Raw genomic sequence first — 25,304 nt, 5'->3', positions numbered from 1 at the left:
TGTCAGACTGGCGAGCCGTCGAGCAGCCGCATCATCTCTGCCGAATCACGCGGGCCGAGGCCGGCCGCGCAAAGCAGCCGGTGAATTTCGACCACCTGCCCCGTCATCGGCATCGGCGTTTTCGTCTTCAGCGCAAAGGCCTGCAGCGAATCGAGATCCTTCAGCATGTTGTCGATGCGCCCCGTCGGCGTGTAGTCGCGGGCGGAAAACTTGGCCATGAACTCCTGCAGGATCGCCGAATCGGCGCGACCGCCGGCAAGCGCTGCCGGAATGACCGCCGCATCGACACCACCCGCCTCGGCAATCTTGACCGCCTCCGCTGTCGCCTGGAACAGCACGGCGCAGAACAACTGGTTGATGAGCTTGACCGTCTGCCCGGCACCATTCGGGCCCATCAGCGTATAGTTTCGGCAAAGGTGCTGCATGACCGCGCGGGCCTGCTCGAAATCCGCCTCGGCACCGCCCGCCATCACCGTCAGGCTCCCGCCAAGCGCGCCGGGAACACCACCGGACAAGGGGCAATCGACCCATTTCATCCCGGTTTCCGTTCTCAGCTTCTCCGCCATCTGGACCGTCTCTGCCGGATCGATCGATGACATATCGATCAGGATCTTATCCGCCGCGGCCGCTTCTGCAACACCATTCGGACCGAAGACGGCTGCTCGGACGATGCTGGCATGGTTCAGGCTGAGAATCACGAAATCGCTCTGTTGCGTTGCCTCCGCGATCGAGCCTGCAGCAAACCCGCCTTTGTCGACAAGCGCCTGGACCTTGCCCGGATCAAGGTCGAAAACCGCAACGCGCTGGCTAGTTTCGATCAGCCTTGTGGCAATCGCCGAGCCCATGATACCCGCGCCGATGACCGCAACGGATTGCGCTTTTGCTTCTGCCATCTTCCATTCCTCCCCACTGCCGGCCATCGATCGATCTGGCACGATCTCCTATCCACTCTACACGGGATAGGCGGTCAGGACCTTTGCGACGACACTCTTGACAGCAATGTTATCGATAACATATTCAAGGTCAACAGGCTTGTAGGAGAGAAACATGACGAAACCGGAAATTGCCATTGTCGGCGTTTATCCCGCCTGGGACATGGAGGCGATCGATGCTGCCTACACCGCCCACCGGCTCTGGGAGGCCGGGGATCGCGATTCCTTCATCGACAGCATCGGGGCAAACGTCCGGGCGATTGCCACGCGCGGCGAGCTGGGTGCTTCGGCCGATCTCATGTGTCGTTTCCCCAAGCTCGAAATCGTCTCCTGCTATGGCGTCGGCACCGATGCGATCGATCTTTCCTACGCCCGCGGCCACGGCATCAGGGTCACCAACACGCCGGACGTGCTCACCAACGACGTCGCCGATCTGGGCATCGCGCTGATGCTCGCCACCGCCCGCCAGATTCCGCAATCCGACCGCTTTGTGCGCGACGGTTCTTGGGCCAAGGGAAATATGCCGCTCGTCACCCGCGTCTATGGCAAGAAGGTCGGCATTGTTGGCATGGGTCGCATCGGCCAGGCGATTGCCCGCCGCGCCAGCGGGTTCGACTGCGAGATTGCCTATACCAGCCGCACGCCGAAGGCCGAGATTCCCTATCGCTATTTCGACAGTGCCGCATCGTTGGCTGACTGGGCCGAATTTCTCATTGTCATCGTTTCGGGCGGCGAGGGCACGAAGGATATCATCAATGCCGAAGTCCTTTCGGCACTAGGGCCGAACGGCTTCCTGATCAACATATCGCGCGGCACTACGGTCGACGAAGCAGCACTGCTTGAGGCCTTGGAAAACGGCCGGATCAAGGGCGCCGGTCTCGACGTCTTCCGCAACGAACCGAAGATTGATGCCCGGTTCATGGCATTGCCGAATGTCGTGCTGCATCCGCACCACGGCAGTGGTACCATCGAAACCCGGCAGGCCATGGGCAAGTTGGTCCGCGACAATCTTGCCGCGCATTTTGCCGGCAAAGAGCTACTGACACCGGTCGCCTGAAGGAGAACGCCCCATGAAATCGATCGTCATCCATGCGGCAAAAGACCTGCGCATCGAGGAAACAGAGAGCGGTGCGCCGGGGGCGGGACAGGTCGAAGTGGCGATCGAAGCCGGTGGCATCTGCGGCTCGGACCTGCACTACTACAATCACGGCGGCTTCGGCACGATCCGCCTGCGCGAGCCGATGATCCTCGGCCATGAGGTCGCCGGCAGCATCAAGGCGCTCGGCGCCGGCGTCTCCGGCCTTGCGGTCGGCGACCGCGTCGCGGTCTCCCCAGCCGGCCCTGCGGCCACTGCGACTATTGCCTCAAGGGGATGCAGAACCACTGCCTCAACATGCGCTTCTACGGCAGCGCCATGCCCATGCCGCATATTCAGGGCGCATTCCGCCAGCGGCTGATCGCAGAAAGCTGGCAGTGCCACAAGGTAGCCGACGGCGTTTCGATCAACGAGGCCGCCTTTGCCGAACCCTTCGCCGTGACGCTGCATGCCGTCAATCGCGCCGGCTCTCTGCTCGGCAAGAAAGTGCTGGTCACAGGCTGCGGCCCGATCGGCGCGCTCTGCATTCTGGCCGCCCGTGCCCATGGCGCGCAGGAGATTGTCGCCACCGACGTCATGGATGCGGTGCTGGACAAGGCGCGTGCCGTCGGCGCCGACCGGACGATCAATGTCGCGACAAACGGCGAAGCGCTTTCAGCCTATTCAGCCAACAAGGGCAGCTTCGACGTGATGTTCGAGGCATCGGGCAACGAACGCGCCGTGCGCTCCGGCCTTGAAGTGCTCAAACCGCGCGGCATCCTGATGCAGCTTGGCCTTGGCGGAGACGTATCCATCCCGCAGAACCTCGTCGTTTCCAAGGAAATCGACATGCGCGGCACCTTCCGCTTCCACGAGGAGTTTGCGCTCGCCGTCTCGCTGATCAACCAACGCCGTGTCGATGTGAAACCCTTGCTCACAGAAATTTTTGCGCTTGATGATGCCGTAGAAGCATTCGATACGGCCGGTGATCGCAGCCGGTCGATGAAGGTGCAGATCGCCTTTTGACGGTTTTCGAGGGCGACCGGCGCATTGGCAGTGTTCAGCCGCTCTTGACCGTCACCCCGAAGGCGAGCGCCGCGACAAGATCCGCGAACTGAGTGCCCGCGATCTCCAGCGGGCCGCTATTGTCGATGACGACCACATCCTTATCGACAATTTCCGGCGCCTGACGGGCCAACCTCAGCCGGATATTCGCCTCGCTCTCGCGGCCCCGGGCGACGAGACGCTGGGCAAGGACTTCCGCCGAAGCAACAATCTGTACGATGACCAGCCGTGGAAAGACGAGGCGGAACTGGGCAAGGGCCGCCCGACTGCCATTGGCGATCAGGGTCTGGCCCGCGCCGATCCGCTCGACAGTGTCTCTCGGAATCCCATATTTCAGCCCGTGCGCCTCCCAGGCCACGGCAAAGCCATCGGCGTACAGCCGGGCATCGAACGCCTCTGGTGAAACGCACTCATGATCCTCGCCGCCCGCATCAGTGGGCCGCGTGATGGCGCGCTGGACCAGATGCAAGCTCACGTCCCGGCCGAGACGGCGCAACGCGAAATCGATGACGCTATCCTTGCCGGCACCGCTCGGGCCGACAACGACGATCATCGTGCCGGGACGTGGAATGGCCTGCGCCTTGACCTGCCCTGGCATCAGGCGACCCGCCGGCCTTCGCGCCAGACGGACCGCACGACGGGAATGCCATTTGAGCGATGCACCCGAACGAGGTCGGCCCGCAGGCCCGGAGCGATACGGCCGCGATCATCAAGCCCGACAGTACGTGCCGGGTTGGAAGTGACCATGGCCAGAGCCTGCGGCAGGCTGATGGCTTCAAGCTCGTCCGACAGCACGAACGGCGCCTGGATCAGGCTGAACGGCACATAATCCGACGACAGGACATCAAGCACACCACGGGAAGCCAGGTCACGGGCCGCGATATTGCCGGAATGCGACTTGCCGCGCACAATGTTCGGCGCACCCATGAGCACGCTCAGCCCCGCTTTGTGCGAAGCCTCCGCCGCTTCGAAACTGGTCGGAAATTCGGCAAGCCGGATACCGAAACCGACCGATTCCTCGACATGCTCCAGCGTTGCATCGTCATGGCTGGCGACCGTGATGCCGCGCTCGGCACAGGCCTTGACGATCTCGATCCGGTGCGGCCCTGCATATTGGGCGGACAGCGCCTGCTGGCGGGCGACGAAAGCGGCAAATGCCTCGTCGGACAGGCCGCGCTTGGTCTTGTAGTAGAGCGTGTACTGCTCCATCGTCTGGAACTGCCGCTGGCCAGGCGCATGGTCCATCAGCGAGACCAGGCCGACCTGCGGGTCGTCTTCAAACTGCTGGAAATGTTCCATGACATTGTCTGTCGAAACCTCGCAGCGAAGGTGGATGCGGTGGTCGGCGCGCAGCCGGTTTTCGCGCGCGGCCAGCGCAAGAGCGTCAGCCATCTCGCGCATTTCGCCGGTTTCGAAACCGCCATCCTCGTCGGAGCCCATGCGCAGGCAGTCGAAAACAGTCGTGATGCCGGCGGTGGCGATCTGCGCATCATGCGCCTGGATCGCTGCCATCTTCAGCCAGCGCACGCCCGGACGCGGGGAATAGTGGGCTTCGAGGTGATCCGTGTGCAGCTCAACCAGGCCCGGAATGAGGTAATCCCCTTCGAAATCCTCGCCGGCGCGGCTTGCTCCTCGGAAATATCGGCAATCAAGCCGTCCCGGATCAGAACGGAACCGGCAACGATCTCGTTTTCAAGAACGAGCATTGCATTGGACAGGACGAGTTCTCGGGTCATCTCACGATATCTTTCGTTTGGACGTGCCGCCAAGCGGCAGAAGGGAATGCACGGTAAACGGCGCGCCACGCTGCGGCTCTATGAACAGCGCCACTGTATCGACGAGCAAAGGCTTGCCTATGAATGCGCCGAATCTTTCTTCAAGCGCCTCGCGCATTGCCGGCCGCTGCTCGGCTGGCACCTTGCCGGTCAGCGTCATGTGGAAGCGGAAATCGTCAAAGACGTAAGGATATCCCCAGGTCTCCAAGTTTCGGCGGCCACTTTCCGTCAGCTCCTCCGGCTTGCGCCGTGCGATATCGGCCTTAGACAACGGAGCGCGAAATGGCGCGAAGCGCCGCACGGTCTCATCAGCCAGCATCTGCAACGCGGTACACTCTTTACTCGGCACCAGCGCAAAAAAGGGCCTAACTGGGCAAGTGTCATTTCCGAGATTTCGAAGGCTTCGCGCTCTGCAGAAAATTCGTCAAGCGCCTGCAGCAGCTGCATTTCCGTCTTGCCCGCAGCCAGTTCGAAAGGCGCTTTCAGCGTGCCGTGGAAACCATAGCGGCGCGGATCGGCCGTCAGGTCGCGCAATTCTTCCGGCGGAAAACCGGGGACTGCCGCCTGCGAGCAAAGCTCGCCCTTGAACGGATCGCTGCCCAGCCAATGCTGCGCTGCGCGCGACAGCGGATGGTTTTGCGGTGGCGTGAAATACAGAGCGTAACGCAAAAGCGTCGTTTCCTTGTAAGAATGGGCTTGATGAGCGGCGGCATTGATCAGCAATGGCCCGTGGCCGCGTCGCTACCCAGTTTTCGTGACACTATCGTGATGCTTGCGCCGTTCCGGCATAAATTGACATCCTCAACTCAGTGCGTTTTTTGCCCCATCAGTCGCGAGCGCAGGGCGTTCGACAGGCCATCGAAAATGAACACCACGATGAGAATCAACATAACCATGTAGGCAACATTTTCCCAGTCGGAATTGGTGCGCATGGCTTCCCAGAGTTTCAAGCCGATACCGCCGGCACCCACCGCGCCGATGATCGTGGCGGAGCGCGTGTTCGATTCCCAGAAATACAATGCCTGGCTGGCAAAGACCGGCAGAACCTGCGGCAGGACACCGAAGCGCTGCACGGCGAGCGGTGCGGCCCCCACTGATTTCACGCCCTCGCGCTGCTTGTCGTCGATGTTTTCGAGCGCTTCCGAATAGAGCTTTCCAAGCGTGCCGGTATCGGTGAAGAAGATCGCCGACATGCCGGCCAACGGGCCGGGGCCGAAGGCGCGGGTGAAGAACAATGCCCATATCAGCATATCGACCGAACGCAGGAAATCGAAGAAGCGCTTGGTGACCTGGTTGAGCAACAGGTTGCGGGTGATGTTGCGGGCTGCGATGAAGCACAGCGGAAAGGCGATGACCGAGGCAAACAGCGTGCCGACAAAGGCCATGACGATGGTCTGCAACAGCTTGGTCCAGACATCGAGATGCTGCCATTCAGCATTGTAGAGGATGTTGTTCCAGGCAAGCGACAGGTTGCTGCGCGTTGGATCAAGGCGTTCGCCGCTTGTGATGAGCGATAAAATCTCCGAAGTAGGTTTGCCGAAGAAAGGCGAATTGGTGTCGAAGATGAAGTTTGCCCAGCCGAAGAAGCGGTTTCGGATGCTGACTTCGTCCCCATCGATCTCAGCCCAGCCGGTCGCGCCGAAGGAAAGCGTGATTTTTTCGCCCGGCCGCTTCTGGACGGCCCATTCCGGCAAGGCTGTCAGCAGCTCGACGGTGTCCTTGCCGTTGATGCGAACGACGATCTCGTCGCCGTCATGGCTGACGCGCACTTCGTTTGCCGCGACCTGGATGTCGGTGTCGCCGTCATAGCTGATGACGGCGTTGCTGATGACCTCTTCCGTCACCGTCTCGCGGCGTAACTGCTGCTCGACTGCAGCGGGCGCTCCGCCTTCCGCGGCGCCAGGCGCCATGAAACTGAAGGACGAACCGTTCTTCTTCGCCTGCTGCCCGGCTTGCGCCGGAACCTCGACGGTTCGCGTGATGGTCTTGCGTTCGAGGCGAACCCAGTCCGGGTCGGGATTTTTGCCGAGCGGCGAAAAGCGCGGATACTCTATCTGCATCGCACCATCGGGCGCCACAGCAATATCCGAGCGGACCTCGTAGGAGACCCAATCGGCCAGATAGCTGCCGGCGATCGACCAATTGGCATTGCCGAGCACGTGTCCGATCGCAAAGAACCACCAGCTGTAGACGAGGTAGAGGCCGATCGCCGCGCAGAATAGCAATGTGCGGAAACGCTTGCCTCCTGAAGATTTGAGAAGTTGCGGATGGCGGGTGGCGATAGCGTCCATCTCGGCCGGATTCAAAGCGGTCATGGCAGATACCCTATTGCGCGAGCTGGAAGGCATGGTCGCCGACAAGACGGCGGCGCAGCCATGCGGAAAACTGATCGACGGCAAAGACGGTGGTGAACAGCAGGATGACAATGGCGAGCGTCTTGGCCTCATGACCCTGGCCGATCGAAAGCCGCAGCAATTCGCCAATGCCACCGCCGCCGACCGCACCGATGATCGTCGAGGCACGGACATTTATCTCGAGCCGCATCAGGAAATAGCTGGTAAAATTCGGCAAGACCTGCGGCACGATGCCGAACCAGACCCGCTCGACCCAGTTTCCCCGGCGGCGCGCAAACCCTCTTCCGGCCGCATGTCGGCATTTTCGACAACTTCGAAGAACATCTTGCCGAGTGCGCCGATCGTATGGACGGCCACGGCGATAATGGCGGGGATAGGTCCGAGCGAGAGAATGGCCAGGAAGAAGCCGGCAATCACGACTTCCGGAAAGGCTCGCAGAAGCTCCATGACCCGGCGCACCGGCCCACGAATCCAGGGACTGGAGACAAGATTTTTCGCAGCAAGGAAGCTCAGGATGAAGCCGAAGAAAACGCCTATGAATGTCGACAGGATGGCAATGTTGAGCGTTTCCAGCATCTTGTGGAAATATTCCGGCACGTAGATCGTGTCCGTCAGGTAGAGCCGGCCCTCCGGATAATTATACTTAAAACTTCCATCATCATAAGGAGACGGCAGGTCGAACATCGCCCGGACAACCTCCATCCCGTCGCGCGGCACCAGATCCTCGATGAAACCGAAGAAATAGGGCAGCCGGTCGAAGAATTTTCCGGAGTTGGTTTCGTTGGCAAACCACAGCGAGCCGGACAAGGCGATCGCCAGCAGACCGAAACACAGCCAAGTGTAGAGCCGGCGTTTCGAGGCCAGTTCCTGCCAGTGGCGTTCGACCACCATGCCGGTCTGGCTGAGCGTCCGCGGGAGTGTCGATACTGCCATGGGGGTCTCCGACGCGACAGGCTCACTTCAAAGCCCAGGTCGTTTGAGGCGCTTCAAACAATGAAACGCCGGCCGGTTTCCCGGCCAGCGCTCCTGATTCAGGGCTGCTATCAGCCGCCGATCGTTGCCTTGCGGGCATCGATGATCGGCTTGTAGAACTCGGTGTTGACTTCGACGAAGCCGGTAAAATCACCGCCCATGACAGCCGAGAAGCAGGCTGCATCGGTCTTCGGCAGATCAAGCATGAACTGCTTGAACTTGGTCTTCATGTCGGTATCCATCGAAGCGCGAACGACGATCGGGCCGTTCGGGATCAGCGGTGACTTCCAGAGTTCGACGAGGTCGTTCATGTCGAGAACGCCCTTTTCAACCATCTTGTGCAGGTTGCCGGAGGTGTAGCCGTCCTTGAATTCGCCGACGCCCGAACCGAAGGTCGTGCCGGCATCGAAAGTGCCCTTCAGAACTTCGAGAACGAGGTTTTCATGGCCGCCGCCGAAACCGGTGGAGCCGAAGAATTCCTTGACCGGGCCGCCGATTGCTTCCGGCAGGGTGACGAGCGGGATCAGATAGCCCGAAGTCGAATCCGGGTCAGCGAAGCCGAGCTTCTTGCCCTTCAGGTCTTCGAGCTTGGTGATGCCCGAATCCTTGCGGGCGACCATGATAGAATGATAACCGGTCGAACCATCGGTCTGAACCGTCGTCAGGATCGGCTCGACGGCATCAGCCTTGGCGAGATTGATCTTGGCAAATCCGGAAGCGCCAAGCTCAGCATAGTCGAGCGTGCCACCGAGAAGTCCCTGGATGACGCCGTCATAATCGGCAGCCGGGAAGAAGGAGACCTTCTCAAAACCGAAGGAGGTCTTCAGGTGATCGCCGAGGCACTGGTAGTTGCGCAGACGGTCGGCTTCATTTTCGCCGCCGATGATGCCGACGCGGAATTCCTTGAGGTCTTCAGCCTGAACATGGCCGACAAGCGCAAAGAGCGCAACGGCGCTCAAAAGAGCTTTCTTCAACATGACAATCGTCTCCCGTTTGTCCGGCCATGCCGGATCGTGTTCGGTTTCGAGGATAGGTACCCTTGACGCGGGTCTTCGATCCTGTCGGTCCTTAAAGGCCGGCCAGAGCCAGCGGCTGGGGGCTGGCGGATTCCTTGGCGTCCCGGACTTTCGCCGCGGGAATATTGATGCTGGTAGAGGTCATGCTCTCGTCGAGATCCGAGCCCGATCCATAAATCTCGCTGACGGCAGCTGCCGTGAGTTGCGATGGCGGACCGTCGAAGACGACGCGGCCATGCGCCATGCCGACGATGCGTTCGCAATAATTGCGCGCCGTATCGAGCGTGTGCAGATTGGTGACGACGGTGATGCCTTCGCGCTCGTTGATATCGCGCAGCGCATCCATGACGATCTTTGCATTCAGCGGATCGAGCGAGGCGATCGGTTCGTCGGCCAGAAGCATTTTCGGCTGCTGGATCAGGGCACGGGCAATCGCCACGCGTTGCTGCTGGCCACCCGACAGCGTGCCGGCCGGCTGCAGCGCGGTCTGCTCGATGCCAAGCCGCTCCAGAGCGCCGATCGCGGCGATCCGCTCTTCGCGGCTAAACATGTTGAGGATGCTGAGGACCGTGGAGCGGTGATTGAGGCGACCGAGAAGCACATTGGTCAACACGTCAAGGCGCGGCACGAGATTGAACTGCTGGAAGATCATGGCGCAATCACGCTGCCAGTTGCGCAGTGCCGCGCCGCGCAGCGACGAAACCTCCAGATCACCGAAATGGATCGAGCCGGATGAAACATCGTTCAGCCGATTGATCATCCGCAGCAGCGTCGATTTGCCGGCGCCGGATCGTCCGATGATGCCGACCATCTGCCCCTGCGGAATGTCGAATGTAACGGAATCGACCGCAATCTTTTTGCCAAATCGACGGGTTACATTCTTCAGCTGAAACATGATCGGGCACTTCCCTGTTCGCGATATCCATCATCGATATGTCGAAGGCTTTAACGCCGTTTCATGAAGCGGCAATGTCAGTTTCATGTAAGTTCTATTACAATGAAAAGCCCGGAAATCCGGGCTTTTCAGATTGAAATCAGGCGTTGTGGCGCGAAAGGAAAGCCTCTGCATCCAGCATGCGGAAATCATCCAGTGCGTCGCGCAAACGGGCGTGATCCCAGTCCCACCAGGCGAGCTTTTCGAAGCGGCCGGCGATCTCCGGACCGAAGCGGTCCCGGATCAACCTGGCAGGTACACCCCCGACGATCGTGTAGGGCGCAACATCCTTGGAGACGACAGCACCGGCGCCGATCACCGCGCCGTTACCAACCGTGACGCCGGGCAGCACGGTCGCGCCGTGGCCGATCCAGACATCATGGCCGATGACGACGCGATTGCCCCGACGCCATGCGAAGAATTCCTCGTCCCCGCCAGCATCCGGCCAGTAGTCACCGGCCCGGTAAGTGAAATGATGCAGTGTTGCGCGCCAGACCGGATGATTTGTGGCGTTGATGCGCACGGACGCTGCGATATTGGCGAACTTGCCAATCGTGGCACACCAAACCGAGCCATCCTGCATGATATAGGAATAATCGCCGATCTCCGCCTCGCTGATCCGGCAGCGCTCGGCAATCTCGGTATAGCGGCCAAGGGTCGATTCCTCGACCATGGCACTCGGATGAATGAGCGGGGTTTCCGAAAGCTTGGTCATGCCGCAGCCTTTCGCGGAGAGAAGGCCGAGACATCTATGATCCGGTCGGCCACGGCATCGCGCACTTCCTCGTCATGGAAGATGCCGAGCAGGGCAGTGCCTGCCTTCTTTTTCTCCGCGATCATCTCGACGACAACTGCTCGGTTCTTCGCATCGAGCGAGGCTGTTGGCTCATCCAGCAGAAGGATCGCATGATCGGTGATGAAGCCACGGGCGATGTTAACGCGCTGCTGTTCACCGCCGGAGAAGGTGGCAGGCGGCAACTGCCAGAGTTCATGCGGCAGGTTGAGCTTGGCAAGAAGCTCCGAGGCACGCTCCCGCGCCTCGGTCTGCGAAACACCGCGCGCCAGCAACGGATCGGCGACCACATCCACCGCCGAAACGCGCGGTACGACGCGCAGAAACTGGCTGACATAACCGAGCGTATCCCGCCGCACTTCGAGCACGGCTCGTGGATCGGCATGGGCAAGATCGACCAGCTTTCCAGCATGATCGATGAGGATTTGTCCCTCATCCACGGCGTAGTTGCCGTAGAGCATCTTCAGGATCGAACTCTTTCCGACGCCCGATGGACCGCCAAGTACGACACATTCGCCGCTTTTCACCGAGAAGGACACGCCCGCGACCACCGGCAGCCGAATACCATCGCGCAGGTGCATGGTGAACGTCTTGCAGACTTCGGAAACAACGAGGGAGTTGCCATTTTTACACCTGCAGGATCGAGGAAACGAGAAGCTGGGTGTACGGCTCGCGCGGATCGTCGAGCACCCGATCGGTCAGACCTTGTTCAATGACGAGACCGTCCTTCATCACCATCATTCGGTGTGACAGCAGCCGGGCTACGGCAAGATCATGCGTGACGATGATCGCCGACAGGCCGAGATCATGAACCAGGCTGCGCACCAGGTCGAGCAGGCGGGCCTGCACCGAGACATCGAGGCCCCCGGTCGGTTCGTCCATGAAGACGAGACGCGGCGACGTCACGAGATTGCGGGCAATCTGCAGCCGCTGCCGCATGCCGCCGGAAAACGCGCGCGGCTGGTCGTCGATGCGGTCTTCCTCGATCTCGACCCGCCGCAGCCAGTCGGTTGCCGTCGCCCGGATCTGGCCGTAGTGCCGGTCGCCGACCGCCATCAGCCGCTCGCCGACATTGGCACCGGCCGACACCGTCATGCGCAGACCGTCTGCCGGGTTCTGATGGACGAAACCCCAATCCGTGCGCATCAGGAAGCGGCGCTCGGCTTCACCCATGCGAGCAAGATCGCGATAGTGGCCGTCACGCATGTGATACTCGACCTTGCCGGATGTTGGCATCAGCCTCGTCGAAAGGCAGGAGAGCAACGTCGTCTTGCCGGACCCGGATTCACCGACGATCGCCAGCACCTCACCGGGCCAGAGATCGAAGGAAACATTCTTGCAACCGATGCGGCTGCCATAGAATTTCGAGACGTCGTTGACTTTGAGAAGCGGAACGGTGGTCATTCTGCAGCCTCCTGCGCCAGGAGATGTCCGGCATGGCCATGCGCCCGGCGGTCCTCGCAATGGTCCGTATCGGAGCAGACGAACATCCGCCCGCCCTTGTCATCCAGAATCACCTCATCGAGATAGACCTGTTCCGCGCCGCAGAGCGCGCAGGGCTTGTCGAAATGCTGGATCTCGAAGGGGTGATCCTCGAAATCCAGGCTGACCACCTCCGTATGCGGCGGCACCGCATAGATGCGTTTTTCGCGTCCGGCACCGAAGAGTTGCAGGGCATCCGACATGTGCATTTTCGGATTGTCGAATTTCGGTGTCGGCGAAGGGTCCATGACGTAACGACCCTCGACCTTCACCGGATAGGCATAGGTGGTGGCGATATGCCCGTTGCGGGCGATGTCCTCGTAAAGCTTGACGTGCATGAGGCCGTATTCCTCCAGCGCGTGCATCTTGCGGGTCTCGGTCTCGCGTGGCTCGAGAAAGCGCAAGGGCTCCGGGATCGGAACCTGGTAGACCAGCGTCTGGCCGGCGGTCAGCTTTTCCTCGGGGATTCGATGGCGCGTCTGGATGATCGTCGCCTCTTTCGTCTTCGTGGTCACCGCGACATTGGCGACCTTCTGGAAGAAGGCGCAGAATCGAGACCGCATTGGTGGTGTCGTCGGCGCCCTGGTCGATGACTTTCAGCACGTCATCCGGTCCGAGGATCGCTGCCGTCACCTGCACACCGCCGGTTCCCCAGCCGTAGGGCATGGGCATCTCGCGGGAGGCGAAAGGCACCTGATAGCCGGGAATGGCGATCGCTTTAAGGATCGCCCGCCGGATCATCCGCTTGGTCTGTTCATCGAGATAGGCAAAATTATAGGTGGCAAGGTCGCTCATTCGGCAGCCTCCTTGATATCAGGCTTGGGAGGTTGGGATTTCGACGCCTCATGCTCCCTACGCATCCGGCGCACGAGATCGAGTTCGGCCTGGAAATCCACATAATGCGGCAGCTTCAGGTGTTCGACGAAGCCGGTTGCCTGGACATTGTCGGAATGGGATATGACGAATTCCTCGTCCTGCGCCGGCGCAACGATATCCTCGCCGAATTCCTGCGCCCGCAGCGCCCGGTCGACCAACGCCATTGCCATGGCCTTGCGCTCGCTCTGGCCGAAGACGAGGCCATAGCCGCGGGTGAACTGGGGCGGCTGCTTGGCCGAGCCACTGAACTGGTTGACCATCTGGCATTCGGTGACCCGGATGCGCCCAAGCGAAACGGCGAAGCCCAGTTCGGGAATATCCATCTCGACTTCGACCTCGCCGATGCGGATTTCGCCGGCAAAGGGATGGGTGCGGGCATAGCCGCGCTGAGTCGAATAGGCGAGCGCCAGCAAAACCCTTCGTCGCCGCGGGCAAGCGCCTGCAGGCGCAGGTCACGGTTGAGCGGAAACTCCAGCGGTTCGCGGGTGATATCGCCGGGCATATGGTCTTCCGGCAGCATGCCGTCGGGCTCGATCAACCCTTCGCCGGCCAGAATTTCCGAGACCCGCATGGTCACTGCATCCCCCGCATCCTTCTGCTCCGGCTCGGCAACAGGGCCATCTTCCAGCAGGGACGGGTCGAGCAGGCGGTGCGTGTAGTCGAAGGTCGGTCCCAGCAACTGTCCACCGGGCAGATCCTTGTAGGTCGCCGAAACGCGGCGCTCGATCTTCATGTCCGCCGTATCGACCGGCTGCGAATAGCCGAAGCGCGGCAGCGTCGTGCGGTAGGCGCGCAGGATGAAGATCGCCTCGATCATGTCGCCGCGCGCCTGGCGCACGGCAAGGGCGGCAAGCGAACGGTCATGCAGCGAAGCCTCCGCCATGACGCGATCGACAGCAAGACCAAGCTGGGCAACGATCTGCTCGATCGAGATGGCCGGCAGCGACCGGTCGCCCCTCCGGCGATCGGCTAACAACCGATGGGCATTGGCGATGGCGGCCTCGCCTCCCTTGACAGCAACATACATGGCTTCAGCCCTCCCTGCGGCGAAGTTTGACAGTGCGTGGCAGGCAAAGGGCTGCACCGCCGGCGACCAGCACAAGGTCGACGCCACGCGGGAACACGGCCCGGTTTTCATTCCACAGCGTCAGGAAAATGTCGGGCAGACCGAGCGGCGCGATCACCGTCTCATCCTTGATGCCCGGCCCGGATGCGATCATCTCGATACCGCCCGAAAGAGCAGCGATCTCGATGATGATGGTGGTCGAACGATCGGGATATTCCTGCGTGCCCAAGGCAAACTGGTTGAAGCCCGGAACCAACGCCCCGGCTTCGACGAAGGCAAACCGCGCTTCAGGCTTCACGACTGTCACCGGTGCGCCGGTGTGGAAGGCCAGCCAGGTGCGAACGGGCGATTGTGCCAGTGCCTGCGTCAGCCAGACCGGCGTATCATTGTCGCACAGCGTCAGGGCAATGGCGCCAGAACTCCGACCCATTGGTCCCGGCGGGACGGCGGCCGTGTCGATTGAAACGATCGTGCCCGGGCGGGCCATGCCGTCCATCAGTGCGCGAAACACGGATTGGGACTGGAACACGGGATCGTCGAAAGCCCCGGCATAGGCAAGATGGACCTCGTTGGTTTCAGCCATCAGTTTTCTCCCGGACCATGGTGAAGAAGTCGACGCGTGTCGCCGCTGTCTGCTCGGCTTCGAGCCTGTCCTGCGCCTCGATGCGGGCGCCGACGGTCCGTGTCAGCGCCTCGACCAATTCTCGTTTGTCCGGCATCTGCCACAGCGCATCGAAAACCGCGGCAAGCCGCGCTTTTTCCTGTCGGTCCCGAGCATCTGCCCATGGCCGATCTCGCCGGTGCCAAGCCGAACCGTCGCGCGAGTCACGGTCGCTTCGCCCAGATTGAAGGGATCACCGCCGCCGCCGATGCGTCCGCGGACCATGACGAGACCGGTTTCGGGACCGCGAACGGCAAAGACGTCAGGGGCTGGCAAGACGGCCTGCAAGGCCTCGCGCATTTCCTCGACCGTTGCCTGCGCGAGAAGCCGTATGCAGCGGCGGCGTTCCTGCTTGCTCAGATCGCTCTGGTTTTGTTTGATCCCGTCCATTGCCTTCTTCCGAAATGTCTATTAATCTAGACAACCATACATCTTGATCTTTTTCTAGAATTGAAACGTGACAGAGTGATGACGCAGAGGCAGAAAATGGTCGAACGGCAAATCGGCGTGGCCCTGTGGCGGCAGATCGCCGACCGAATCCGGCTATCGATCAGCAATGGCGCCTATGATGAAACCGGCATGGTCCCGCCGGAGACTGCGCTGGCTGCAGAATTTGGCGTCAACCGACATACGGTACGCAGCGCTCTGGCTTCTCTGGCAGACGAAGGTTTGGTCAATGCTTTTCAGGGCCGCGGCACGATGATTGTCCGAAAGGAGCGGCTGAGCTTCCCGATTTCCAAGAGAACCCGGTTTTCGCAAGGGCTGAGCGGACAGGCCCGTGATCTGCAAGCGCGACTGCTCGATCATGAGCAGGTGCCGGCCACCCGCGAGGTTGCCGATGCCCTCAAGCTTTCGCCGGGGGATGCGTGTATCCGGCTTGATCTCTTAAGCAGCGCCGATGGGCGCGGCGTGTCCTGCTCGACCAGCTTCTTTTCGGCCGAGCGCTTTCCGAAGATGGCCGAGCATTTTGCAAGGCTCGGCTCGATCACCCGTTCCTTCGCCGCAAGCGGGCTGGATGATTATGTCCGTGCCTCGACCGATATCGTCGCCCGCCATGCCGATGCTAACGAACTGGCCTTGCTGAAACTGTCACCGGGCGCCATCGTCATCGAAGCGCAGGCGATCAACGCCGATCCACAGGGGCGACCAGTGCAATACTCCCGAACCCGCTTTGCCGCAGACCGCGTCAAGCTGACGATCGAGACATGAAAAAGGGCGCAGATGCCGCAGCATCCGCGCCCTCTCATTTGGCCTGATCCAATCAAACGTCGGCGACGACCGTCTGCTTCTGCGTGCCGAGGCCTTCGATCCCCAGTTCGATCACGTCGCCGGCCTTGAGGTACTGCGGCGGCTTGAAGCCCATGCCGACGCCGGGTGGCGTGCCGGTCGAGATGATATCCCCCGGATGCAGCGTCATGAACTGGCTGAGATAGCTCACCACATGGGCGACGCCATAGACCATGGTCTTCGACGAGCCGTCCTGCTTGGAGACGCCGTTGACCGTGAGCCACATTTTGAGAGCCTGCGGATTGACAACCTCATCCTTCGTCACCAGCCAGGGACCGGTCGGACCGAACGTGTCGCAGGACTTGCCCTTGGTCCATTGTCCGGAACGTTTGGTCTGGAAGTCGCGCTCGGAGACGTCGTTGATGACGCAATAGCCGGCAACGTGATCCAGCGCATCGGCTTCGGTCACATATTTGGCCTTTTTGCCGATGACGACGCCGAGTTCGACCTCCCAATCGGTCGCTTCCGAGCCGCGCGGAATGACGACATCGTCATTCGGGCCGACAATGGCCGACGTCGCCTTCATGAAGATCACCGGCTCCGGCGGAACCGTGGCACCGGTTTCAGCGGCATGGTCTGCATAGTTGAGGCCGATGCAGATGAATTTTCCAGTACCGGCAACGCAGGCTCCAAGACGTGGGCTGCCGTCGACGACAGGCAAGGCGGCGATGTCGAGACCGCTCGCCCAGCCCATATCGGCAATGGCATCGCCGCCGACATCGGCAATCACGCCGCTCAGGTCGCGGATCCGTCCCGCATCATCCAGAATGCCGGGCTTCTCGCTGCCCGCAGGGCCGTATCGCAAAAGTTTCATGGTCGTTCTTCCCTAGCGTCGTTTATCTTGCGCTGCCTGACAAACCAAAGCGCAACCGTCTTGTAAAGCCATTTTTATCGATAAAAGACACGTCATGCGCCGGCTGCAAGCTTCCGCAAGCCATCCAGCGCCTGGAGCGCGATTGCGTCTATGGATAGGGTGACATCCACCGTGACCACGCCCGACTCGGCATTCGGCGGTTCCAGCGCAGCAAACTGGCTGTCGATCAACGAGGCGGGCATGAAATGTCCCGGACGGTTTTTCATCCGTGCTTCAAATACGGCGCGCGACCCTTCGAGGAAGACGAAGGCAAGATGTCCGCCGGCGGCCTGTCTCAAACGGTCCCGGTAGACCTTTTTCAAGGCGGAGCAGGAAATCACGATGGTTTCGCCGCGGGTCCGGCTTTGGGCGAGCTGTGCGCCGATGACGTCAAGCCAGGGCCAGCGGTCACCATCATCTAGCGGGATGCCGGCCGACATTTTCTCGATATTGGCTGCCGGATGCAGGCTGTCGCCCTCAATGAAGCGACAATGCAACGCCTCAGCCAGCTTTTCGCCGACCGACGTCTTGCCGCAACCGCTGACACCCATGACGATTACCGCCAGGGTTTCGGGTTCAGAGGGATGTTGTGATGCCACCATCGACATAAAGCGTGTGTCCATTCACGAAAGAGGATGCGTTACCCGCAAGGAAGACGGCAGAGCCGACAAGTTCGTCGACATTGCCCCAGCGGGCGGCGGGTGTGCGTTTTTCCAGCCAGGCGGAGAATTCGGGATTGTCGACCAGCGCCTGGTTGAGGGGCGTCTTGAAATAGCCGGGCGCGATGGCGTTGACCTGCAGGCCGTATTTTGCCCAGTCTGCACACATGCCGCGCGTCAGGTTTTTGACTGCACCCTTGGTCGCCGTGTAGGGCGCAATGCCCGGTCGCGCCAGTTCGCTCTGCACCGAAGCGATATTGATGATCTTGCCGCGACCACGGGCGATCATGTGTTTCGCCACAGCCTGTCCCACATAAAAGACGCTGGAAATGTTGGTGGCCAACAGCAACTCCCATTTGTCGACAGGGAAATCCTCGAGCGGCGCGCGAAACTGCATGCCCGCATTGTTGATCAGAATGTCGATTGGTCCGAGCGACACTTCGATGCGGGCAACACCTGCTGCAACCGAATCGCGGTTGGTAACATCGAAGACAGAACCTTCGACGGCCACGCCTTTTTCCCGCAGCGCCCCAACCGCAGCCTCGACCTTGTCCGCCGCGCGGCCGTTCAGAACCACGGACGCGCCATGCGCTGCCAGGCCTTCAGCCAGCGCATAACCGATGCCCTGGCTCGATCCCGTGATGAGCGCCCGCCGGCCACTCAGGTCAAACAATGGAAAACCCATATTCATTCTCTCCTGCCATCCGCATTGTTTCACAAAAATTATGATCCGGCCTATATATGTTATCGATAACATGTTCAATATGCGGAGACTGATCCAAGGTTGATTTGCGACCACTTCCTGTCACTGCCCTGATCCGCTACGCTCAGGCGCAGCATTCAGGACACGCATGCCCCATGACATCAGACACCGATCTTGATCGTTTCGTTCCGAAAAGCGCAGCCTCGTTCAACCTCGAACGCAATCAGCAGACACGCGACGTTGTCTTTCTGCTGATGCCGCATCTGTCGATGATCGCCTTCAGCTCGGCTATCGAACCCCTGCGCGTCGTCAACCAACTGACGGGGCAGATGCTTTATCGCTGGCATCTTCTGTCGCAGGACGGAAGAAATCCCGTCTGCTCCAACGGCGTCGAACTGGTGGTGGCTGGCGGCCCGCGGGCGATAGACCGCACGGCATTGCTTCTCGTCTGCGCTGGCATCACGCCGAAATCGCTGGCGAGCAAGCAGGCACTGTCCTGGATCCGGGGGCACCGCCGGCGCGGCGGCATGGTCGGCGGCATCTGCACCGGCGCTTTCGTGCTGGCGGAAGCCGGACTGCTCGAGAACCGCCGTTTTACGGTGCACTGGGAAAACCGCACCGGCTTCCTTGAAAACTTCCCGAACCTTTCGCCGACGACACATATCTTCGAGGCCGACGACGGCATCGTCACCAGCGGTGGCGGCAACGGATCGATGGACATGATGTTGTCACTGATCGCTGCCGATCATGGCGAGGCGCTCGCCCGCGCGGCGGCCAATATGTGCATCCACGGCACGATCCGCAATGAAGCGGTGGACCAGGTCTTTTACCGCGACGAGGGCGACAGCATTCCGGACGCCCCGAAGCTCGCCTCGATCATCCAGATCCTCGACCAGAACCTGGAAAACACCATCGACGTTCCCTTGCTCGCATTCAAGGTCGGTCTGTCGCGCCGGCAGGTGGAGCGGCTCTTTCGGGCGAGCCTCGGGGTCAGTCCGGCGGTCTTCTATGAAAAGCGCCGGCTGGCGCGGGCACGTTCGCTTTTGATCGATACGCCCATCAGCATAGCGGAGATTGCGGCCGCCTGCGGCTTTCGCAACGCCCAGCACCTGTCACAGCGGTTCGACAGGCATTTCGGAACGACGCCCCACCGTCTGCGCAGGGCGTCGCTCGGAAAATAATGCAAATCCTGGAAAAGGGTGAAGCAGTTTTTCGTCCGGAATTGCTTGAAAACAAAGAACTTCAGGCTGCGCTGGCGTAGCCCTTTGCCATGTCCGGCAGGCGCTTGACGCGGATCTTCGAGGCCTGACCTGCCGTGTTGAAGGCGATGAAGCGTTCCTTGCAGACTTCAACCATGCGCGCCGTTGCCGGCTTCAGATAGTTGCGCGGATCGAAATTATCAGGATTTTCCAGATGATGCTTGCGGATCATGCCGGTGAAGGCAAGACGCAGGTCCGTGTCGATATTGACCTTGCGCACACCAAGCGGAATGGCCTTCTGGATTTCCGAAACCGGCACACCCCAGGTCTGCTTCATCTTGCCGCCATTGGCGGTGAAAAGGTCCTGCAACTCCTGCGGCACCGAAGACGAGCCGTGCATGACCATGTGGGTATTCGGCAGGCGCTTGTGGATCTTCGCGATCGTGTCGATCGACAGGATTTCGCCATCAGGGGCACGGGTGAACTTGTAGGCGCCGTGGCTGGTGCCGATGGCGACGGCCAGCGCATCGACGCCGGTCTTCTCGACGAAATCGAACGCCTGTTCCGGATCGGTCAGAAGCTCCTCGCGCGACAGCTTGCCCTCGAAGCCATGGCCGTCTTCCTTTTCGCCGGCACCGGTCTCCAGATTGCCGAGACAGCCAAGCTCGCCTTCAACCGAGACGCCGGCGGCATGGGCAATCTTCACGACCTCTGCCGTTACCGCGACATTGTATTCATAGCTGGCGATGGTTTTGCCGTCGGCCTGTAGCGAGCCGTCCATCATAACAGAGGTGAAGCCATTGGTGATCGCCGAGATGCAGGTGGAGGGCTGGTCGCCATGATCAAGATGCAGGCAAATCGGAATATGCGGGTATTCTTCCGCAGCGCCGAGGATCAGGTGACGCAGGAACGCGTCGCCGGCATAGGAGCGGGCGCCACGACTGGCCTGGAGAATGACCGGCGAGTCTGTGGCATCGGCGGCGCGCATCACCGCTTGGATATATTCCAGATTGTTGACGTTGAACGCCGGCAGCGCATAGTCGTTCTCGGCGGCATGGTCGAGCAATTGCCGCAACGTAATCAAGGCCATTCCAGATCTCCCTTTTCTTTTACTACGAGCTGAAAACAGGCTTTGGAAACACCTGCCCGCTCGTCTCTTTTCATCGGGTCGGTTTGCGACCCGCATATAATTCCTGATTCTGCAAAACCCTGATGGCGCTCCCCACCGTCACAGGAATTTGGGCGTTTCTCTGCACAATAATTGAAGTGACTCGTTTGGCAACGCCAATCCGGAGGGAGTAAGCCCTGCTTTCGCACCTGCAACGTTGCCGATTGATAGAAATTGGCCTGCAGCAGGATTCACCCTGTGGTGGTGTCATCTTGGGGTTCCCAAGTGAAGCAATACGCGAATGAACTGGCTTACTGAGGCTTTCAAACAGATGCTGGCGGCCCCCGTTGCAAACCTCCAAAAAGTCTCCCGGCAAGAATCGCGAAAACTAAATTTCGCGAACGCACATGGCTGAATAAGCATATTACGTAAACTGCAGTTTAACTTTGCATTCATTCCATGTGCCTTGTCGCGCGCCATTAACGCAGCAACTCGCGTAGCTCGTCCACGCTGGTCGCGTAAAGGGGCCAGCTACCTATTTCTGGACTCGTTGGGATGGCGCAAAAAGGATGTGGCAGGGCGCAGTCGAAATACAACCTTGGCGATAGCTTTAGCTGATCCTTATAAATAAGGCTGTAATTTCCACAGGATTTCGCCTTGCGTTTGCCCTGAATTTGGATTTTGTTCGTACCTTCAAAACCTAAAAAAGGGGAAGGACACAGATATGTCGTCACTTAAACTCAATCTTCGCGCCGCGGTTCTGCTTGGCTCGCTGCTCATCGGCGCAAGCCCCGCACTCGCAGAAGCGGTACTCCACCGTGGCAATGCCGGCGAGCCGCAGACGCTCGACCAGGCCCACACCTCGATCAACATCGAGGAATTCATTCTCAAGGATCTCTACGAAGGCCTGACGGTCTACGATGCGGCCGGCAAGATCGTGCCCGGCGCTGCCGAAAGCTGGACGGTGTCCGATGACGGCACCGTCTACACCTTCAAGCTGCGAGCCGACGCTAAGTGGTCGGATGGCTCTCCGGTCACAGCCGAGGATTTCGTCTTCTCCTTCCGGCGCGTGGAAGATCCGAAGACCGCTGCCGGCTATGCCAATATCCTGTTCCCGATCAAGAACGCCGAGAAAGTCAACAAGGGCGACGTGACAGTCGATCAGCTCGGCATGAAGGCAGTCGACGAAAAGACCCTTGAGGTCACGCTCGAGCGGCCGACCCCGTTCTTCCTCGAGCTTTTGGCACACCAGACAGCACTGCCGGTGTCAAAGGCCAGCGTCGAAAAGAACGGCACCGACTTCGTCAAGCCAGGCGTCATGGTGTCCAACGGCGCCTTCAAGCTCACCGCCCATGTACCGAACGACAGCCTGACGGTGGAGAAGAACGCATCCTACTGGGATGCTGCCAACGTCAAGCTCGACAAGGTGATCTTCTACCCGATCGACGACCAGGCTGCCTCCGTTCGCCGGTTCGAGGCCAAGGAAATGGATCTCGCCTACAATTTCTCGGCCGACCAGCTGGAGCGCTTGAAGACCGCCTACGGCGCGCAGGTTCATGTCTCGCCGACGCTTGCGACCTATTACTACGCTTTCGACACCCGCCAGGAGCCCTATAGCGACGTGCGCGTCCGACAGGCGCTGTCGATGTCGGTCGATCGCGACTTCCTCGCCAAGGAAATCTATTCGGGCTCGCAGCTGCCGGCCTATTCCATGGTTCCGCCTGGCATCGAAACCTATGGCGACCCTTCAAAGGCCGATTTCTCGGAAATGTCCCAGCTCGATCGCGAGGACAAGGCCGTCGAACTGATGAAGGAAGCAGGATACGGCGAGGGCGGCAAACCGCTGAATATCGAGATCCGCTACAACACCAACCCGAACCACGAGCGCGTCGCAACCGCCGTCGCCGACATGTGGAAGAACACGTTCGGCGCGACCGTCACCATGGTCAACCTCGACGTATCCTCGCACTACGCCTACCTGCAGGAAGGCGGCAAGTTCAACGTCGCCCGCGCCGGATGGGTCGCCGACTATGCCGATGCCGAGAACTTCCTGGCATTGAGCGTTTCCACCAACAAGACCTTCAACTACGGGCACTATACCAACCCTGATTTCGACGCCCTCATGAAGAAATCCTATGAGGAAACCGATCCGGCGGCCCGCTCCAAGATCCTGCATGAAGCCGAAGCCCTGATGATGAAGGAACAGCCCGTCGCGCCGTTCCTGACCCAGGCCGACCTCTGGCTCGTTGCCGAAAAGGTCAAGGGCTGGCAGGACAATGCCGCAAACCAGCATCTGAGCCGTTTCTTGAGCGTTTCCGAATAAGCTCCGATCAACGGGTAAAGGGCGACGCGCAGGCAGGATGATCTGCCTGCGCGTCCATCCCTGAAGGCAAAACAATGTTCTCTTTCGTTCTCCGCCGTCTGGCGAGTGCGGTGCCGACGCTGTTCATCGTCGTCACGATCTCCTTCTTCCTGATGCGGTTCGCCCCCGGCGGCCCCTTCAACCTCGAGCGCCCGCTGCCGCCGCAGACCATGGCGAACCTGATGGCGACCTACCAGCTCGACAAGCCGATCTGGACGCAATACGTCACCTATATCACCAATGCGGTGACCGGCGATTTCGGGCCAAGCTATATCTACAAGGACAACACGGTCGCCGAACTGATCGGCAAGGGCCTGCCCTATTCGCTGGAGCTCGGTTTCTATGCGCTGATCGTGGCGCTGGTTGGCGGCGTGCTGGCCGGCACGGTTGCTGCACTCCGGCAAAACAGCCTGCTCGATTTCGCCATCATGTCGATCTCGACCGTCGGTGTTACCGTTCCCAATTTCGTCGTCGGCCCAGTGCTGACGCTGGTCTTCGCGATCATGCTTTCCTGGCTGCCGGCCGGCGGTTGGGGCGATGGCTCCCTGCGCTTCCTGATCCTGCCGATGATTGCGCTCGCTCTGCCGCAGCTCGCGGTCTTTGCGCGGCTGACGCGCGGCTCAATGATCGAGGCGCTACACACCGACCATATCCGCACCGCCCGCGCCTACGGCCTGCCCGCCCGAACCGTCGTCATCACCCATGCGATGCGCGCCGCCATGCTGCCGGTGGTCTCCTATCTGGCGCCCTGCGCGGCGGCTCTTCTTACCGGTTCGGCCGTCGTCGAGACGATCTTCACCATTCCGGAGTCGGCCGCTACTTTGTGCTTGGCGCCATCAACCGCGATTATACGCTGGTCATGGGCACAGTCGTCCTAGTTGCCATCTTCGTCATCGTCTTCAATCTTCTGGTCGACATTTTCTACGGCCTTCTCGATCCGAGGGTTCGCCATGACTGATATCGCCACCCCGGCAGCACCCCTGCCCGAAAACAGCAACCCGGAAATGCAGGGCCGCAGTCTCTTCCAGCTGGCGCTGATCCGTTTCCGGCGCAACCGCGCCGCCATGGCCGGCTGTATCGTGCTCGTCCTGATCGCGCTGTTTTCCTTTGCCGGCCCCCACTTCGTCAGCCATACCTATGATCAGGTATTTCCGTCCTACGTGACGATCCCGCCGAGCCTCGAGCCGCGTCCGGATGCCTCCAGCCTGCAGGGCGTGATGGAAAGCATCGCCTCGCGAGCCCGCGTCGATCTCAAGGAATTTGCGGTCGAGGGTGAGACGTTTACCGTCACCTTCACGTCCGACGAGCCCATCGACCCACGCGCGACGCGCTATGTCGATCGCGCCAACGAATTTGGCGATACCAAGGTGGTGGCGACCGACGACGACGGCCGGACGCTGAAAATGACCGGAACCGTGGACCGCGAATATTTCCCCTTCGGCACCGACGGAAACGGCCGTGACCTTCTGGTGCGCGTCATGCTCGGTGGCCAGATATCGATTGCTGTCGGTGTGCTCGCAAGCCTCGTCTCGCTCGGTATCGGCGTGCTCTATGGCGCGACCTCCGGCTATATCGGCGGCCGCGTCGACAATGTGATGATGCGTCTGATCGAAATCCTCTATTCGCTGCCCTTCGTCTTCCTCGTCGTCGTTCTCGTCGTCTTCTTCGGGCGCTCGTTCATCCTGATCTTCCTCGTCATCGGCGCGGTGGAATGGCTGGACATGGCCCGGATTGTGCGCGGCCAGACGCTGGCGCTGAAACGCCGCGAGTTCATCGGTGCGGCCCAGGCGCTGGGATTGACCGACTGGCAGATCATTCGCCGGCACATCATCCCCAACACGATCGGCCCGGTCATCGTTTTCGTCACCGTCGTCGTGCCAAAGGTCATCCTGCTCGAGAGCTTCCTGTCCTTCCTTGGCCTCGGCGTCCAGGCGCCGCTGACGAGCTGGGGCGCGCTGATCTCGGAAGGCGCCAACAACATCCAGTCGGCACCGTGGCTCCTGATCTTTCCCGCCATCTTCTTCGTTCTCACGCTATTTTCGCTGAATTTTGCCGGCGACGGCCTGCGCGATGCACTCGATCCGAAGGACCGCTGATATGGCCAACACCCGGAAACGATCCTCGCCGTCCGC

General features: G+C 60.5%; 18 protein-coding genes and 8 pseudogenes. 7 read left to right on the top strand and 19 right to left on the bottom strand.

Annotated elements, in window-relative coordinates:
- Positions 1–2: 2 nt before the first annotated feature.
- Positions 3–893, bottom strand: coding sequence for an NAD(P)-dependent oxidoreductase (locus P6U16_RS12345; protein WP_277700836.1), 891 nt, complete (start codon positions 891–893; stop codon positions 3–5).
- Between the two features lie 154 nt (positions 894–1,047).
- Here P6U16_RS12345 and P6U16_RS12340 point away from each other — a divergent pair, with 154 nt between their 5' ends.
- Entirely contained in the window at positions 1,048–1,989 is a 942-nt protein-coding gene (locus tag P6U16_RS12340) for a 2-hydroxyacid dehydrogenase (RefSeq protein WP_277700835.1), read from the top strand.
- 13 nt (positions 1,990–2,002) lie between these two features.
- A pseudogene (locus tag P6U16_RS12330) lies at positions 2,003–3,033 on the top strand (L-idonate 5-dehydrogenase).
- A gap of 34 nt (positions 3,034–3,067) precedes the next feature.
- Here P6U16_RS12330 and phnN read toward each other — a convergent pair.
- The 14 genes and pseudogenes from phnN to phnG all read right to left on the bottom strand — a co-directional run bounded on the left by phnN (position 3,068) and on the right by phnG (position 15,391).
- Positions 3,068–3,670, bottom strand: a complete 603-nt coding sequence (gene phnN, locus P6U16_RS12325) for a phosphonate metabolism protein/1,5-bisphosphokinase (PRPP-forming) PhnN (RefSeq protein ID WP_277700832.1) — start codon at positions 3,668–3,670, stop codon at positions 3,068–3,070.
- A pseudogene (locus P6U16_RS12320) lies at positions 3,670–4,808 on the bottom strand (alpha-D-ribose 1-methylphosphonate 5-triphosphate diphosphatase). The gene phnN and the pseudogene P6U16_RS12320 overlap by 1 nt, the downstream one beginning before the upstream one ends.
- 1 nt (position 4,809) lies before the next feature.
- Positions 4,810–5,516, bottom strand: a pseudogene (locus P6U16_RS12315) (DUF1045 domain-containing protein).
- A 137-nt stretch (positions 5,517–5,653) separates the two neighbouring features.
- The gene (phnE, locus tag P6U16_RS12310) at positions 5,654–7,162 is read right to left on the bottom strand and encodes a phosphonate ABC transporter, permease protein PhnE (RefSeq protein ID WP_277700831.1); all 1,509 of its coding nucleotides are present in this window, start codon (positions 7,160–7,162) and stop codon (positions 5,654–5,656) included.
- Positions 7,163–7,172: 10 nt separating this feature from the next.
- Positions 7,173–8,134, bottom strand: a pseudogene (gene phnE, locus P6U16_RS12305) (phosphonate ABC transporter, permease protein PhnE).
- Between the two features lie 110 nt (positions 8,135–8,244).
- The gene (gene phnD / locus P6U16_RS12300) at positions 8,245–9,150 is read right to left on the bottom strand and encodes a phosphonate ABC transporter substrate-binding protein (RefSeq protein WP_277700830.1); all 906 of its coding nucleotides are present in this window, start codon (positions 9,148–9,150) and stop codon (positions 8,245–8,247) included.
- A 91-nt stretch (positions 9,151–9,241) separates the two neighbouring features.
- The gene (phnC, locus tag P6U16_RS12295; RefSeq protein WP_277700829.1) at positions 9,242–10,084 is read right to left on the bottom strand and encodes a phosphonate ABC transporter ATP-binding protein; all 843 of its coding nucleotides are present in this window, start codon (positions 10,082–10,084) and stop codon (positions 9,242–9,244) included.
- A 139-nt stretch (positions 10,085–10,223) separates the two neighbouring features.
- Positions 10,224–10,838 carry a DapH/DapD/GlmU-related protein gene (locus tag P6U16_RS12290; protein ID WP_277700828.1) on the bottom strand — a complete coding sequence of 205 codons (615 nt, stop codon included), beginning with the start codon at positions 10,836–10,838 and terminating at the stop codon, positions 10,224–10,226.
- Complete coding sequence (gene phnL / locus P6U16_RS12285) at positions 10,835–11,497, bottom strand: phosphonate C-P lyase system protein PhnL (RefSeq protein WP_277700827.1); 663 nt, start codon at positions 11,495–11,497, stop codon at positions 10,835–10,837. Before phnL ends, P6U16_RS12290 begins: the two co-directional genes overlap by 4 nt.
- Positions 11,498–11,543: 46 nt before the next feature.
- Complete coding sequence (phnK, locus tag P6U16_RS12280; protein ID WP_277700826.1) at positions 11,544–12,320, bottom strand: phosphonate C-P lyase system protein PhnK; 777 nt, start codon at positions 12,318–12,320, stop codon at positions 11,544–11,546.
- Positions 12,317–13,193: pseudogene (locus P6U16_RS12275) on the bottom strand (alpha-D-ribose 1-methylphosphonate 5-phosphate C-P-lyase PhnJ). The gene phnK and the pseudogene P6U16_RS12275 overlap by 4 nt, the downstream one beginning before the upstream one ends.
- Positions 13,190–14,301, bottom strand: a pseudogene (locus P6U16_RS12270) (carbon-phosphorus lyase complex subunit PhnI). The pseudogenes P6U16_RS12275 and P6U16_RS12270 overlap by 4 nt, the downstream one beginning before the upstream one ends.
- 4 nt (positions 14,302–14,305) lie before the next feature.
- Positions 14,306–14,923: a phosphonate C-P lyase system protein PhnH gene (phnH, locus tag P6U16_RS12265; RefSeq protein WP_277700825.1), complete on the bottom strand. Its 618-nt coding sequence runs from the start codon at positions 14,921–14,923 to the stop codon at positions 14,306–14,308.
- A pseudogene (gene phnG, locus P6U16_RS12260) lies at positions 14,916–15,391 on the bottom strand (phosphonate C-P lyase system protein PhnG). The gene phnH and the pseudogene phnG overlap by 8 nt, the downstream one beginning before the upstream one ends.
- A 96-nt stretch (positions 15,392–15,487) precedes the next feature.
- Here phnG and phnF point away from each other — a divergent pair.
- Positions 15,488–16,210 (top strand): phosphonate metabolism transcriptional regulator PhnF, encoded by a 723-nt coding sequence (gene phnF / locus P6U16_RS12255; protein ID WP_277700824.1) that lies wholly within the window; start codon positions 15,488–15,490, stop codon positions 16,208–16,210.
- Between the two features lie 52 nt (positions 16,211–16,262).
- Here the strand turns inward: phnF and P6U16_RS12250 are convergent, their stop codons facing one another.
- The 3 genes from P6U16_RS12250 to P6U16_RS12240 form a co-directional block, all read right to left on the bottom strand.
- Positions 16,263–17,102: a fumarylacetoacetate hydrolase family protein gene (locus tag P6U16_RS12250; protein WP_277700823.1), complete on the bottom strand. Its 840-nt coding sequence runs from the start codon at positions 17,100–17,102 to the stop codon at positions 16,263–16,265.
- Positions 17,103–17,194: 92 nt separating this feature from the next.
- Complete coding sequence (locus P6U16_RS12245; protein WP_277700822.1) at positions 17,195–17,692, bottom strand: gluconokinase; 498 nt, start codon at positions 17,690–17,692, stop codon at positions 17,195–17,197.
- Between the two features lie 25 nt (positions 17,693–17,717).
- Positions 17,718–18,485 (bottom strand): SDR family oxidoreductase, encoded by a 768-nt coding sequence (locus P6U16_RS12240; protein WP_277700821.1) that lies wholly within the window; start codon positions 18,483–18,485, stop codon positions 17,718–17,720.
- Between the two features lie 173 nt (positions 18,486–18,658).
- On the opposite strand from P6U16_RS12240, the gene P6U16_RS12235 reads away from it, so the two are divergent.
- Complete coding sequence (locus tag P6U16_RS12235) at positions 18,659–19,684, top strand: GlxA family transcriptional regulator (RefSeq protein WP_277700820.1); 1,026 nt, start codon at positions 18,659–18,661, stop codon at positions 19,682–19,684.
- 61 nt (positions 19,685–19,745) lie between these two features.
- Here P6U16_RS12235 and fba read toward each other — a convergent pair whose 3' ends face one another.
- Entirely contained in the window at positions 19,746–20,792 is a 1,047-nt protein-coding gene (gene fba / locus P6U16_RS12230) for a class II fructose-bisphosphate aldolase (protein ID WP_277700819.1), read from the bottom strand.
- Positions 20,793–21,534: 742 nt separating this feature from the next.
- Here fba and P6U16_RS12225 point away from each other — a divergent pair.
- The 3 genes and pseudogenes from P6U16_RS12225 (at position 21,535) to P6U16_RS12215 (ending at position 25,268) form a co-directional block, all read left to right on the top strand.
- Positions 21,535–23,133 carry a peptide ABC transporter substrate-binding protein gene (locus P6U16_RS12225; protein WP_277700818.1) on the top strand — a complete coding sequence of 533 codons (1,599 nt, stop codon included), beginning with the start codon at positions 21,535–21,537 and terminating at the stop codon, positions 23,131–23,133.
- A gap of 74 nt (positions 23,134–23,207) precedes the next feature.
- Positions 23,208–24,130, top strand: a pseudogene (gene oppB / locus P6U16_RS12220) (oligopeptide ABC transporter permease OppB).
- Complete coding sequence (locus tag P6U16_RS12215) at positions 24,123–25,268, top strand: ABC transporter permease subunit (protein ID WP_277700817.1); 1,146 nt, start codon at positions 24,123–24,125, stop codon at positions 25,266–25,268. Before oppB ends, P6U16_RS12215 begins: the two are co-directional and overlap by 8 nt.
- The last annotated feature ends 36 nt before the right edge of the window (positions 25,269–25,304 follow it).

The sequence above is a fragment of the Rhizobium sp. 32-5/1 genome, assembly GCF_029537235.1.
Lineage (GTDB): Bacteria > Pseudomonadota > Alphaproteobacteria > Rhizobiales > Rhizobiaceae > Pararhizobium.
This window is presented reverse-complemented; position numbering and strand designations above follow the sequence as displayed.

Bases quoted from the DNA above. Each gene is read 5' to 3' on its own strand.
- P6U16_RS12215 (WP_277700817.1), top strand. From the start codon at position 24,123: ATGACTGATATCGCCACCCCGGCAGCACCCCTGCCCGAAAACAGCAAC.
- phnH (WP_277700825.1), bottom strand. From the start codon at position 14,923: ATGGCTGAAACCAACGAGGTCCATCTTGCCTATGCCGGGGCTTTCGAC.
- phnL (WP_277700827.1), bottom strand. From the start codon at position 11,497: ATGCACCTGCGCGATGGTATTCGGCTGCCGGTGGTCGCGGGCGTGTCC.
- P6U16_RS12245 (WP_277700822.1), bottom strand. From the start codon at position 17,692: ATGGGTGTCAGCGGTTGCGGCAAGACGTCGGTCGGCGAAAAGCTGGCT.
- fba (WP_277700819.1), bottom strand. From the start codon at position 20,792: ATGGCCTTGATTACGTTGCGGCAATTGCTCGACCATGCCGCCGAGAAC.
- phnE (WP_277700831.1), bottom strand. From the start codon at position 7,162: ATGACCGCTTTGAATCCGGCCGAGATGGACGCTATCGCCACCCGCCAT.
- P6U16_RS12345 (WP_277700836.1), bottom strand. From the start codon at position 893: ATGGCAGAAGCAAAAGCGCAATCCGTTGCGGTCATCGGCGCGGGTATC.
- P6U16_RS12240 (WP_277700821.1), bottom strand. From the start codon at position 18,485: ATGGGTTTTCCATTGTTTGACCTGAGTGGCCGGCGGGCGCTCATCACG.
- phnN (WP_277700832.1), bottom strand. From the start codon at position 3,670: ATGCCAGGGCAGGTCAAGGCGCAGGCCATTCCACGTCCCGGCACGATG.
- P6U16_RS12250 (WP_277700823.1), bottom strand. From the start codon at position 17,102: ATGAAACTTTTGCGATACGGCCCTGCGGGCAGCGAGAAGCCCGGCATT.
- phnC (WP_277700829.1), bottom strand. From the start codon at position 10,084: ATGTTTCAGCTGAAGAATGTAACCCGTCGATTTGGCAAAAAGATTGCG.
- P6U16_RS12290 (WP_277700828.1), bottom strand. From the start codon at position 10,838: ATGACCAAGCTTTCGGAAACCCCGCTCATTCATCCGAGTGCCATGGTC.
- phnD (WP_277700830.1), bottom strand. From the start codon at position 9,150: ATGTTGAAGAAAGCTCTTTTGAGCGCCGTTGCGCTCTTTGCGCTTGTC.
- P6U16_RS12235 (WP_277700820.1), top strand. From the start codon at position 18,659: ATGACATCAGACACCGATCTTGATCGTTTCGTTCCGAAAAGCGCAGCC.
- phnK (WP_277700826.1), bottom strand. From the start codon at position 12,320: ATGACCACCGTTCCGCTTCTCAAAGTCAACGACGTCTCGAAATTCTAT.
- P6U16_RS12340 (WP_277700835.1), top strand. From the start codon at position 1,048: ATGACGAAACCGGAAATTGCCATTGTCGGCGTTTATCCCGCCTGGGAC.
- phnF (WP_277700824.1), top strand. From the start codon at position 15,488: ATGGTCGAACGGCAAATCGGCGTGGCCCTGTGGCGGCAGATCGCCGAC.
- P6U16_RS12225 (WP_277700818.1), top strand. From the start codon at position 21,535: ATGTCGTCACTTAAACTCAATCTTCGCGCCGCGGTTCTGCTTGGCTCG.